The organism is Brachybacterium sp. HMSC06H03 (assembly GCF_001807385.1).
Classification (GTDB): domain Bacteria; phylum Actinomycetota; class Actinomycetes; order Actinomycetales; family Dermabacteraceae; genus Brachybacterium; species Brachybacterium conglomeratum.
In genome coordinates, this window is record NZ_KV788929.1 from 1 (window position 1) to 11,833 (window position 11,833).

An 11,833-nucleotide genomic window follows, 5' to 3' on the forward strand; every position below is an offset into this window, starting at 1 on the left:
TCCATCGGGGTGCTCACAAGGTAACGGGCATACGCTGGTGCCGACCGTGATGCCCCACCGTGAGGAGCCCTGATGCGCGCGATCCTGATCGACTCCGAGGGCGCGGCACCGCGCCTGCTGGAGGACGCCGACGAGTCCCTGCTGACCGGCGAGGTGGCGCTCGACGTGGAGTTCTCGTCGCTGAACTACAAGGACGCGATGGCCCTGGCCGGCAAGGGCATCGCCCGCGCCCACCCGCTCATCCCGGGCATCGACCTGGTCGGCACGGTGACGGAGTCCGCCGATGCCCGCTTCTCCCCCGGCGACGCCGTCGTCCTGAACGGCGACGGGATCGGCGAGTCCCGCCACGGCGGCTTCGCGACCCGTGCCCGCGTGCGGCCCGACGCGCTCGTCCATCTGCCCGACGCCCTCACCCCGCAGCGCGCCGCCGCGATCGGCACCGCCGGCTTCACCGCGATGCTCGCCGTGCTGCGCCTCGAGGACGCAGGCCTCACCCCGGCCGACGGGGACGTGCTGGTCACTGGCGCCTCCGGCGGCGCCGGCTCGGTCGCGATCACGCTGCTCGCCGGTCGTGGCCACCGCGTGATCGCCTCGACGGGCCGGGTAGAGGAGCACGGCGAGTACCTGCGCTCCCTCGGCGCCGCCGAGGTCGTGGACCGCCGCGAGCTGTCGGAGGAGGCGGGCCGTCCCCTGCAGTCGCAGCGCTTCGCCGCCGCGGTCGACGGGGTCGGTTCGACGACCCTCGCGAACGTTCTCGCGCAGACCTCCTGGGGAGGCACGGTCGCCGCCTTCGGCCTCGCGCAGGGACCGGACCTGCCCACGACGGTGCTGCCGTTCATCCTGCGCGGCGTCACCCTCGCCGGCATCAACTCCGTCGAGTGCCCGCTGCCGCTGCGCGAGCGGGCCTGGGCGGCGCTGGCGAGCGAGCTCGACCTGGCCCTGCTGGACTCGATGACGACCATCATCGGCCTCGCCGACGCGATCCCCGCTGCGCAGCAGGTGCTGGCCGGGCGGATCCGCGGCCGCACCGTCGTCGAGGTGGGACGATGACGGCGAGCCCGGACACGGAGAACCCGACGACCGAGAAGAGGACCATGCGCGCGATCACCATCGTCGGCGAGGGCGAGCTCGAGCTCGTCGAGCTGCCGGAACCCACTCCCGGCCCCGGCGAGGTGCTGGTCGACGTCGTCGCCGCGGGCGTGAACCGCGCCGATCTGGCGCAGGCCGCGGGCCAGTACCCGCCCCCGCCCGGCGCCTCCGAGCTGCCGGGCCTCGAGGTCTCCGGCCGACGCCGCGACACCGGCGAGGAGGTCGTCGCCCTGCTCGCCGGCGGCGGCTACGCCGAGGTCGTCGCCGTGCCGGAGGGCCAGCTGCTGCCGGCCCCGGAGGGCATGGGCCTGATCGACGCGGCCGGGGTGGTCGAGGCCGCCGCGACGGTCGTCTCGAACCTGGTGCTCGAGGCGGGGATGCGCGAGGGCGAGACGGTCCTGGTCCACGGCGGCACGGGCGGCATCGGCACGGTCGCCATCCAGCTCGCGAAGGGCATGGACGCCCGTGTGCTCACCACCGTCGGCAGCGACGACGCCCTGCCGATCGTCGCCCAGCTCGGCGCCGACCAGGCGTGGAACCGCCGGATCATCGACCTGCCCGACGCGGTGCGCGAGGCGGGCGGCACGGACGTCATCCTGGACGTCGTCGGCGGCTCGGCGCTGGCCGACAACGTCGCGATGCTCAACGAGGGCGGTCGCCTGGTGATCATCGGGACGCTCGGCGGTGCGAGCGGCGAGCTGCCGATCGGGCAGCTGATGGCCAAGCGGGCCCGCGTGATCGGCTCGACGCTGCGGTCACGCCCCGTGGAGAACAAGGCGGCGATCCTCGAGGCGACCCGCTACCTGGTCTGGCCGCTGCTGGCCTCCGGGGAGCTGCAGGTCCCGATCCACGAGCGGCTCCCGCTGACCGAGGCCGCTCGCGCCCACGAGATCCTCCGCACCGGAGGCCACCTGGGCAAGGTCATCCTGGAGGTCGAGAAGTCGGCCGACGGGCATCGTCGGGGGCGACGCCGCCGCAGCGCATGAGCGATCAGCTCACGACCCGACTCCTCGTCGCCGCAGGCCTTACGCTCGTCGGCGTCTTCTGCCTCGCCTACACGGCCTGGGCCCGGCGCGGCCACTCCGAGCGAGCTCGGGCCTGGATGGGCAGCGAGTTCGGCGAACGCCTGCGCGACGAGCGCTGGGCGGTGCTCGGCGCACCGATGTTCGGCGTCATGTGCCTGTGCTTCGCTGCCTTCATGCTGCCGGTGGTAGGGATCTACCTCGGCCTCGTCACACTGCCGCTGGCCGCACTGTCCTTCGTCCTCTTCCTGGGGGCGATGATGTACTTCATCCCGCTCCCCGACCTTTTCTACCCCCGCTGGGCCCGCCCGATCCGTCACGCCAACGAGCAGGCCGTCAAGGACTCCGAGGCCTGGCTCCGCGCGTACCGTCGTCGTCAGCGCTGAAAGCGCTCCAGCACCAGCACGGTCCCGTCCTCGTAGATCGACTCGGTGACCACGTCGGCGACGTCCTTCACGCCCTGCGGCGCCTGCCCCATCGCGACCCCGACCTCGGCCCAGGTGAGCATCTCGGTGTCGTTGAAGCCGTCGCCGACGGCGACGGTCGCCCGCCGCTCGATGCCGAGCCGGTCGCGGATCACCTCGAGGGCGCTGGCCTTGGAGATGCCGGGCGCGGCCATGTCCAGCCAGGCCGTCCACCCGATCGAGTACTCGACGCCGTGCACCCCGGACTCGGCGATGACCTTCGAGAACTCCTGCGGGGAGAGATCGGGGACGTGGACGACCACGCGCACCGCCTCCAGCTCCATCAGGTCGTCGAGCGCGGTCTCGGTCGCCTCGACGCCGAAGCTCGCGTCCTGGAAGCCGGTGGTCGAGTGGAAGCCGCCGTCGGCCGTCTCGACCGCGTAGTGGGCGTCCGGCGCGACCTCGCGCAGGGTGCGCAGGGCATGCCCGGGCTGGAAGGAGCGGGTGTCGACGATGCGGTGCCCGCCCTCGGCCTCCGGGTCCATCTCGACGGTCACCGCGCCGTTGGAGCAGACCGCGTAGCCGCGCGTGATCCCGGCGGCCTCGACGATCGGCAGGGTCGCGCCGAGGGAGCGGCCGGTGGCGATGACGACGGTGTGCGTGCTCGCGGCGCCGCGCAGCGCGTCCCGCATCTCCGGGGTCATCCGCCCGTCGTGGTCGACGAGGGTGCCGTCGACGTCCAGGCCGATCAGCAGCGCCTTCCCGTCGAGCCGGTCGAGGTGCTCGGCCAGGCGCTCCCGCGCGGCGGTCCGGTCGGTGGTCGTGAGGGAGGCGCCCATGCGCGGCAGTGTGCCATCGGCCGCCGACGAACGGGTGAACCGACGGTGACGAAGAGCCTCGCGCAGTCGCTTCAGGGGTCGGGGGAAGGGCATCTCAGGCAGCGCCGCCCGAGACCTCGAAGACCTCGCGCCCGCCAAGATAGGGCCGCAGCCCCTCCGGCACGACGACGGAGCCGTCGGCCTGCTGGTGGTTCTCGAGGATCGCGGCGATGAAGCGGGTGGTGCCGAGCGTGCCGTTGAGGGTGGCGACGGGGCGCAGGCCGTCCTCGGTGCGCTCGCGGATGTTCAGCCGACGGGCCTGGAACTGGGTGGTGTTCGAGGTGGAGGTCAGCTCGCGGTAGGTGTTCTGGCTGGGCATCCACGCCTCGCAGTCGTACTTGCGGGCGGCGGAGGTGCCGAGGTCGCCGGCGGCGGTGTCGATGATGCGGTAGGGCACGTCGATCCGCGCCATCATCTCCCGCTCCCAGTCCAGCAGCCGCTCGTGCTCCTCGTAGGAGTCCTCGATGCGGCAGTAGGAGAACATCTCGACCTTGTGGAACTGGTGCACGCGGATGATGCCGCGGGTGTCCTTGCCGTAGCTGCCGGCCTCGCGGCGGTAGCAGGCGCTCCAGCCGGCGTAGCGGATCGGGCCGCCGGAGAGGTCGAGGATCTCGTCCTTGTGGTAGCTCGCCAGCGCCACCTCGGAGGTGCCGACGAGGTAGAGGTCGTCGCCCTTGTCGAGGTGGTACACCTCGTCGGCGTGCTCGCCGAGGAAGCCGGTGCCCTCCATCGCCTCGGGCAGCACCAGGGTGGGGGTGATCATCGGGGTGAACCCGGCCTTCGTGGCCTGGTCGATCGCGGAGTTCAGGATCGCGAGCTCGAGCTGGGCGCCGACGCCGGTGAGGAAGTAGAAGCGGGCGCCGGAGACCTTCGCGCCGCGGGCCATGTCGATCGCCTTCAGGCCCTCGGCGATCTCGAGGTGGTCCTTGATCTCGACGTCGAAGCTCGGGATCTCGCCGACGGTCTCGCGGACGACGAAGTCCTCCTCGAGGCCCTCAGGGGCGCCCTCGGCGAGGTTCGGGATCTCGCGCAGGGCCGCGTCGCGGACGGCGAGCGCCTCGCCGGACTCGGCCTCGAGCCGCTTCACGTCGGCGGCGAGCTGCTTGACCTCGGCCAGCAGCGCCTGCTTCTCCTCGCCCTTGGCCTGGGAGACCTTCTTGCCGAAGGCCTTCTGCTCGGCGCGCGCGGACTCGAAGGCGGAGGTGGCCTCGCGCCAGCGGGAGTCGGCCTCGAGCACCGCATCGACGGTGGAGGCGTCGCGCCTCCGGGCCCGCTGGGCCGCTCGGACGACGTCGGGATTCTCTCGCAGGAGCCGCAGATCGATCATTGCTCCAGGGTACCTGCGTGCGCGGGCCTATCGCGGCGGGGCCGCGCCGCTACTGTGGGCACATGGATCTGACCCTGCTGCTGCTGAGCATCGCCTCGGTGGTCACCACGATCATCGCCGTCGTCCTGCTGGTCGTGGTGCTTCGACGCCTCGGCCGGCACCGCCGTGAGCTCTCCGCACTGAAGTCCGAGAGCGCAGCCCGGGCCGAGGCGCACGAGAATCCGGACGACGGCGAGGACCCGCACGACCCGGAGCGTCTGCGCCGCATCGCCGTGGTCCTGAACCCCTCGAAGTTCGAGGGCACCGACGACTTCCGCCGACGGATCTCCGAGGTCGTCGAGCGGGTCGAGGGCGCGGAGGTCGAGTTCTACGAGACCACGATCGACGATCCCGGTCGCGGACAGACCGAGCAGGCGGTCGCCGACGGCGCGGATCTGGTCATGGCCGCGGGCGGCGACGGGACCGTGCGCATGGTCGCCTCCGTCCTCGCCGGCACCGAGACGCGCATGGGCATCATCCCCTCCGGCACCGGCAACCTCCTGGCCCGCAACGTCGACATCCCCCTGGAGGACCCGGCCGCGGCGATGGTCGCGGCGCTGACCGGCAAGGACCACCAGGTCGACGTCGGCTGGCTGCGCTATGGGGACTCCCCCGCGACGGCGCAGTCCGCGCCGAAGCAGATCTTCCTGGTGATCGCGGGCTTCGGCGCCGACGCCGAGATGATCGGCTACACCGACCCGCGGATGAAGAAGCGCATCGGCTGGGTCGCCTACGTCTTCGGCGGGGTCCGCACGATCCTCGGCCGCTCGGTCGACGTCGTCGTCGAGCTGCCCGACCACACCCGCCACGCCCACAAGGCCCGCACCGTGCTGCTGGGCAACGTCGGCAAGCTCCCCGGCGGCTTCGTGCTGATGCCGGATGCGACGATCGACAACGGCCGCCTCGAGGTGGTCGTCGCCGGCTGGCGCGGCGCGGCGGGCTTCAGCCAGGTCGCCACCCAGGTGATCAACCCGAAGCTGGTCCCGAAGGTGGGGCCGAAGCTCTCCACGATGGAGCGCTACCTGACCACCGGCATCCGCGTGACGACGGCGAAGGCGCAGCCCGTCCAGCTCGACGGGGACACCGACATCGAGGCGACGCACCTGATCGCGACCGTCGATCCCGGCGTGCTGCGACTGCGGGTCCCGGAGAGCACGGACCCCTCGAAGCCCTGAGCTCAGGCGTCGGGGTCCTCGAGATGCGTGCCCCACTCGTCGTCCCAGAGGAGCCGCGTGCGCGGACCCCACCAGGCCCCTGCCCCGTACGCCAGGTTCTCGAAGGGCAGCGGCACGCCTCGCACGGCGACGCCGTCCCGGTGGAAGACGTAGAGGATCTCCTGCGTGGTGTAGTGCTCGCCGGGCTCGACGATCATCCCGGGCTCCTCGTTGATCTTCTCCCCCGGCGTCCCGATCGTGTAGACGGTGAAGCGGTCCCAGGCGAACTCGTCGCCGATGGCCGCGGCGACGTCACGCGGCTCGCGATCCTCGTCGACCGCCATGACGGCATCGACGAGTCCGGAGCTCACGGCCACTTCGATCTCCCGTCGTCGGCGCCCGCGCAGGAGCCCGCAACCGCCGAGGACCAGTCCGAGACCGGCCGCTGCCGCGGTCACGCCGAAGGCTCGACGCGAACGGATCCGAGCCTCCACGCCTCTCACTCCCGCAGCTTGCCGCTGCGGGCGAGCTCGGGGTCGGTGCAGGAGGAGAGGTCGAAGCAGCAGGGGCGGCGAGAGCCGTTGCGGAGCTTGTCGATGGAGACGTCGACCCTCTTCGCGCGGGTGCTCTCGCTGCGGGTCGCACCGATCCAGCGCACCCACTCCCAGCGCGCCATCGGGGTGAGCGACGGCCAGGTCTCCGCGAGATCGCCTGCGTCCTCGAGCGCGGCGGCGAGGTCCGCGGGGACCTCCGGCTCGGGCCAGTCCTTCGTGGTGGTGAGGGTGAACTCGACCGAGCTTCCCTCGCTCGCCTCGAGAGCATCGACGAGCTCCGCGTCGAGGTCGATCCAGTGCCCCTTGCGCCCGTCGGGTTCGACGACGGTGTCACGCTCCTGACCGCCGATCACGGCATGGACGGCGACCTGCCCGCGGGAGGGCAGCTGCGCGCTCGCCTCCTGCGGCAGCGGCAGGATCAGCCGCTCGTCGATCGCACGCACCTGGGCGGTGCCGGTGACGGTGACGGGTGTCTTCGGGGCCATCTCAGATCTCCGTGGTCGGGTCGGCGGGGGTGATCATGCCGCTCAGGCGCTCGAGCCAGTCGTGCGCCTCGTCGTAGGCGTGGTCGGCGAAGTCCTCGCGCACCTCGGGCTGCTCGCCGTCGACCCGCGGGTAGGAGCCGAGGTAGTGCACCACCGGGCAGAGCCGGTGCAGGGAGCGCAGCGCCGCAGAGACCCGCCGGTCCTCGATGTGCCCCTCGAGGTCGAGGGAGAAGGAGTACCGGCCCAGGAAGTCGCCGACGGGCCGGGACTCGATGCGGGACATGTTCACGCCGTTGGAGCCGAGGATCTCGAGCGCCTCGAGCAGGGCGCCGGAGCGGTTGTGCGGCAGCTGGATCACGACGGTGGTCTTGTCGGAGCCGGTGCGGGCGGGGATCCGGCCCTCGCGGGTGACGAGCACGAAGCGGGTGATCGCGCCGGCGTGGTCCTCGATCCTCTCGGCGAGGACGGTGAGGCCGAAGTGCTCCGCCGCCAGCGGCGAGCAGACCGCGGCGCGGCCCCAGGCCTCGTCCTCGCTCATGCTCGCGAGGTCGCGGGCCGCGGCGGCGGTCGAGGAGGCGGCGGCGATGTGCGCGCCAGGAACGTTGGTGCGCAGCCATTCCTGCACCTGCGCCTGGGCGTGCGGGTGGGAGGAGACGGTGGTCAGCTGCTCGAGCGCGGTCTGCTCGCGGGCGGCGAGCACGAAGGTGATCTGCACGGTCTGCTCGGCGACGATCGTGATGGAGTCGGTCGCGGCGAGCACGTCGAGGGTCCCGGAGACGCCCCCCTCGACGGAGTTCTCGATCGGGGCCATGAGCGCGTCGATGTCCCCGGCGATCAGGTCGGTGGTGGCGGTGGCGACCGAGGCGAAGGGCACCAGCTCGGGCTCGGTGGCCCGGAACTCCTCGGGGATCTCCGTGAGCGCCTGGAGGAGTGCCTGGTGGGTGAAGGTCGTCTCGGGACCGAGGAATCCGTACCGCATGGGGGAAGGGTACTCGGGTGCCGAGCTGGGCAGAGACGGGCAGAGCAGCCCCCCGTCTCAGAACGGCGGGCCCTGCTCCCAGTACGCGCGGCTCTCGTCCTCGGGGTCGGGCGGTGGGTCGTGCAGGGGGTCCGCCGGTCCCCATTCCTGCATGATCCGGTCGATCTCGCCGTTCGCCTGCATCTGGTCGAGGTCCCGGTGCCAGCAGAACTCCTCCCACGACTCCATGAGCGCCTTGGCGTGATGGGGCGCGGCGAGGTCACCGCGTGGTGCGACCCAGGTGGTGATCAGGGCCGGGGAGCCGACCGTCCAGGTGGTGGCGCCGTCGGGCTCCCGCACGGGATCGATGCGACCGGCGGTCTTGAGATCGTGGTGCCTCCAGTCGAGGCGGTGGAGGTTGTGGAGGCTGGTCGGTCCGCCGCGGGCGGGATCTGCGTGGTCGAACTCCTCGATGTGGTCGTTCTCGGCGTCGTCGGTGGTGGTGTGCGTGCAGCAGGGCGCGGCGCATCGCGGGTGCAGGAGCCGCAGATGCTCCACCTGCTCGGCGGAGGGGCGGTAGCGCTCGGCGGGCAGCAGGAGGAATCCGCCGTCCGCGGGGTCGGCGAGGACGCGGTGCCAGACGGGTTCGGCGGCGGCGAGGTCGCGGGCCATCTGCGCGGGCAGCGGATGGATCCCGTCGTACAGGGCCGGGGTGTCGCTGAGGCCCATCAGGGTGAGCACGGGGACGACGACGTTCACGCGGTGCCGCGGCGCGGGGATCTCGACCCCGCCGGTGTCGAGCTCGGTGCGCAGGAGGATCGCATAGCGCAGCGCCGCCTGGCTCGTGGCCTTACCGTCGCGAGCCACGTCCCCGTCGAGGTCGAAGGGGATCGGCTCGCCTGCCTCGAGGGCGCGGCGCTGGCGCGCCTGGACCGTCTTCGCGGAGCGGTCCAGGCGCCGGGCGAGATCGAGAATCTCGGGGATCGGGCCGGTGATGCGCAGGCAGGCGGTGCCGTCGTCGTGCAGTGAGTTCTCGAGGGACACGTCGCGCAGCGACTCGGGCCGCGGGGCGCTCATCTCGCGGTCGAACCAGGAGCGCAGCTGGCGCAGCTCGTCACGGAAGCGGTCCGCAGGCACAGAGGCGAGATCCCAGGAGGCGACGATCTCGTCGACCTGGGCGCGCTGGACGGCGGTGAGGTCGCGGACCGCCTTCAGCATGCGCGTGTGCCATTCGACGGGCATGTCCCCGGCGGCGAGTCGTTCGAAGGTCGCAGGCATCTCGGTGACGGCGGTGTGCGCGTCCGCGATCCGATAGGAGGCGATCGCGGTGGTGGTGCGGGTCGCGATCGCGACGGCGAGGCTGCGCTCCTCGCGGTCGTCGTCGAGGTCGGGGTGCTCGTGGTCGATCCAGAAGGGGGCGAGGTCGGCGAGCCGGCGCGCGTGGCGCCTGGAGTCCTCCCGCTCCTCCTCGAGCAGGCGCGCGATGGTGCGAGCGTCGGCGCCGGGCTCGACGCCGCCGCGGCGCAGGAGGGAGTCCTCGGTGAGCCGTGCCCGTGCCCGCACGCGGGCACGGGGAGGGGCCGTCGCGGTGCGCGGCACAGGGCCGCGTGAGGCGGGAGCGCGGGAGGCCGACGGCCCGGCCGACGAGCTGCGCGAGGACCGCGCAGAGGCGGGAGACGGCACGGAGCGGTGGTCCATCGTGGTCATCGCCCCCACCTCCTCGTGGACTCGTCGTCGATGCCGCCGTGCTGGGTGTTCCAGCTGGTCATCAGCCTACGGACCCACCCTGACATTCGAAGTGCGCGACCGCCACAGGCCGACGGGAGATGTGGAAGCGTGCGGGATGTGGAGGAGAGGTCGAAGCGCTGACCGAGGTCATCTCTCCCGCAGCTCCAGCACCCAGCGCTGCGCCCGACAGGTGCCGCCAGCGGGGTGCGGGACGAGCTCGCCCGTCGGCCGGGCGCCGAGAGTGCGGGCGACGCTCTGCGAGGCGGTGTTGTCCGGGGCGATCAGGAGCACGGCCTCCCGCAGCGCCGTGCCGCGGGCCGGCGGGAGATCCCGTGCCCGCTCGACGAGCGCCGACGCGAGCGGGACGCCGAGACCGCGCCCCCGGGCACCGGCGAGCAGCCAGTAGGTCAGCGCCACCTGGCCCGGTGCGAGCCCTGGCGCGAGCCGGTTCAGCCCTCCCCCGCCGAGCAGCCGGCCGCTGCCCCCCTCGAGCGCGGCGAACTCGACCACCGGGCCGTCCTCGCGCCAGCGCGCGCAGCGGGCGAGGAACTCCTCGAGGCGCTCCCGGTCCCAGGGGCGGCCGACGATCTCCCTGGCCAGCGCCTCGTCCTGGCCGGTGAGGATCTCCTCGCCATGCCCCGGGCCCAGGCGCTCGAGGCGGATCCTCACGCCGCGCGGCTCGACGACCGACTCCTGGACCGCCTCACTGCCCGGCCGCGCTCTCCCCCGCGAGCACCGCCCGCACGGTCGCGAGGATCTTGACGTCGCGGGCGCCGCGGGTGCGGGCCTCGGCGACGGGGCCGGCGAACAGGGAGAGCAGCGCCGGATCGACGGGTCCGCCGTCCTCGCGCTCGGCGGTCTCGACCTCCCGGCGGGCGTTCTCCACTGCGCCGGGAGCGATCGTCGTGCCCGCGCCGCGGCGGGTGACGATGATCTGAGCCTCCTCGAGCATCTTGTAGGCGCGGGCGACGGTGCCGGCGGCAAGGCCGAGGTCCTCGGCATGCGCCCGGATGGCGGGGAGGCGGTCGCCGGGCCTGAGCTCGCCGCCGCGCACCTGTTCGACGATCTCGCGGCGGACCTGCTCGTACGGGGGCTGAGGTGAGGGCATGAGGACACGATAGGCGGAGGGCGTGGAGGCCTCGTGCACGTCACGGCCGGTGTCGAGGACCGCCCCGTAGCATCGGGGCGTGCCCGCCTCCCCTGCCCGCTCCGCCTCCCTGACCCTCGCCCGCACACTCCGGGTGATGCTGCCCGCGCTCCTCGCCGCGCTCGCGCTGCTGCCGGGCGCCTCCGCACGGGCCGACGGCGGCGCGGAGGCCGACGCACCCGTGCGCCTGGTGATCGCGACCGCGGGCCTGACCTGGGAGGACATCGACGCGGAGAGCACGCCGACGCTGCAGTGCCTCGCGGACCGCTCCGGCGTGGGCGCCATGAACACCACCTCCACCACCGTCGTCTCCACGAAGCGGCAGGGACTCGAGACGCTGCACACCGGCTACCGGGGCCTGGCCGAGAAGGCGCCGCGCACCAGCGGCATCCCCACCCCGCCGACGGACCAGTGGGAGCAGCTGCCGGGAGAGGTGACCGAGACCGACGACCCCGCCGCCGTCGCCGGCGCGCTCCAGGAAGGGGACGTGGTCGAGCTGATCGCCCCGTCGGTCCCCGACCACGACGACCCCTCGCGCGAGCAGGCGCTCACGGAGCTCGACGGCGCCGTCGCCGCGGCGCTCGAGGACCTCGGCGGCTGCGAGGCCGCGGACCTGCCGCGCACCCTGCTGGTCTCCGTCGCCGCGACCGACCCCGAGCATCCCGAGGAGGTCGAGCGCACCGGCGCGGTCGCCTCCCGCACCGTCGGCCTGCAGGTCGCGATGGACACCGCCCTGCCCGGCCAGGCCCTCACCTCCGGCGCCACCAAGCAGACCGGCGTCGTGATGATCACCGACGTGGTCGCGACCGTGCTCTCCTCCCACGACGCGAGCGCCGACGGGCTGATCCCCGGCCAGCCCTTCCGCGGCACCGACAGCGACGACGCGCAGCAGCTCGCCTGGGACCGCTCCGAGGCGGCCCGGCTGGTGGATGCCGCGACCGTCCCCGCGCTCGGGTCCTGGCTCGTCCTCGGCGTGATCGGCCTCGTGATCGTGCTGGTCCCGGCGCTCGCCCGGCGCCGGCGCCTCGCCGCCGTCGGCCGGGCGCTC

The 11,833-nt window shown here is 72.9% G+C and carries 12 protein-coding genes and 1 pseudogene; 5 read left to right on the plus strand and 8 right to left on the minus strand.

Features of this window, described 5'->3' with window-relative positions:
- Positions 1–72 precede the first annotated feature (72 nt).
- From HMPREF3159_RS14045 to HMPREF3159_RS14055, 3 genes are read left to right on the plus strand one after another with little or no spacing between them, the layout of a single operon-like run.
- A complete protein-coding gene (locus HMPREF3159_RS14045) occupies positions 73–1,050 on the plus strand; it encodes an MDR family oxidoreductase (protein ID WP_070501754.1) in 978 nt (325 codons plus the stop codon).
- A gap of 44 nt (positions 1,051–1,094) precedes the next feature.
- The gene (locus tag HMPREF3159_RS14050) at positions 1,095–2,075 is read left to right on the plus strand and encodes an NAD(P)H-quinone oxidoreductase (protein WP_070501763.1); all 981 of its coding nucleotides are present in this window, start codon (positions 1,095–1,097) and stop codon (positions 2,073–2,075) included.
- Positions 2,072–2,497, plus strand: a complete 426-nt coding sequence (locus HMPREF3159_RS14055; RefSeq protein WP_070501755.1) for a hypothetical protein — start codon at positions 2,072–2,074, stop codon at positions 2,495–2,497. Before HMPREF3159_RS14050 ends, HMPREF3159_RS14055 begins: the two co-directional genes overlap by 4 nt.
- Here HMPREF3159_RS14055 and HMPREF3159_RS14060 read toward each other — a convergent pair.
- Together HMPREF3159_RS14060 and serS are read right to left on the minus strand one after the other, a co-directional pair.
- On the minus strand, positions 2,488–3,354 hold the full coding sequence (locus HMPREF3159_RS14060) for an HAD family hydrolase (protein WP_070501756.1): 867 nt from the start codon (positions 3,352–3,354) through the stop codon (positions 2,488–2,490). The two genes, HMPREF3159_RS14055 and HMPREF3159_RS14060, sit on opposite strands and share 10 nt — an antisense overlap.
- Before the next feature lie 94 nt (positions 3,355–3,448).
- Positions 3,449–4,720: a serine--tRNA ligase gene (gene serS, locus HMPREF3159_RS14065; protein ID WP_070501757.1), complete on the minus strand. Its 1,272-nt coding sequence runs from the start codon at positions 4,718–4,720 to the stop codon at positions 3,449–3,451.
- Positions 4,721–4,782: 62 nt separating this feature from the next.
- Between serS and HMPREF3159_RS14070 the strand changes: the two genes are divergently transcribed.
- On the plus strand, positions 4,783–5,934 hold the full coding sequence (locus tag HMPREF3159_RS14070; RefSeq protein WP_070501758.1) for a diacylglycerol/lipid kinase family protein: 1,152 nt from the start codon (positions 4,783–4,785) through the stop codon (positions 5,932–5,934).
- A gap of 2 nt (positions 5,935–5,936) precedes the next feature.
- Here the strand turns inward: HMPREF3159_RS14070 and HMPREF3159_RS14075 are convergent, their stop codons facing one another.
- The 6 genes from HMPREF3159_RS14075 to HMPREF3159_RS14100 all read right to left on the minus strand — a co-directional run bounded on the left by HMPREF3159_RS14075 (position 5,937) and on the right by HMPREF3159_RS14100 (position 10,746).
- Entirely contained in the window at positions 5,937–6,290 is a 354-nt protein-coding gene (locus tag HMPREF3159_RS14075; RefSeq protein WP_070501759.1) for a hypothetical protein, read from the minus strand.
- Positions 6,291–6,412: 122 nt separating this feature from the next.
- The gene (locus HMPREF3159_RS14080) at positions 6,413–6,952 is read right to left on the minus strand and encodes a YdeI/OmpD-associated family protein (protein ID WP_070501760.1); all 540 of its coding nucleotides are present in this window, start codon (positions 6,950–6,952) and stop codon (positions 6,413–6,415) included.
- A gap of 1 nt (position 6,953) precedes the next feature.
- Entirely contained in the window at positions 6,954–7,931 is a 978-nt protein-coding gene (gene pheA / locus HMPREF3159_RS14085) for a prephenate dehydratase (protein WP_070501761.1), read from the minus strand.
- A 57-nt stretch (positions 7,932–7,988) separates the two neighbouring features.
- Positions 7,989–9,617 carry a 13E12 repeat family protein gene (locus HMPREF3159_RS14090; protein ID WP_246821644.1) on the minus strand — a complete coding sequence of 543 codons (1,629 nt, stop codon included), beginning with the start codon at positions 9,615–9,617 and terminating at the stop codon, positions 7,989–7,991.
- A gap of 168 nt (positions 9,618–9,785) precedes the next feature.
- Positions 9,786–10,307, minus strand: a complete 522-nt coding sequence (locus HMPREF3159_RS14095; protein WP_070501762.1) for a GNAT family N-acetyltransferase — start codon at positions 10,305–10,307, stop codon at positions 9,786–9,788.
- 34 nt (positions 10,308–10,341) lie between these two features.
- Complete coding sequence (locus HMPREF3159_RS14100) at positions 10,342–10,746, minus strand: GntR family transcriptional regulator (RefSeq protein WP_070501765.1); 405 nt, start codon at positions 10,744–10,746, stop codon at positions 10,342–10,344.
- Between the two features lie 79 nt (positions 10,747–10,825).
- On the opposite strand from HMPREF3159_RS14100, the pseudogene HMPREF3159_RS14105 reads away from it, so the two are divergent.
- Positions 10,826–11,833: pseudogene (locus HMPREF3159_RS14105) on the plus strand (hypothetical protein); the annotation flags it as partial.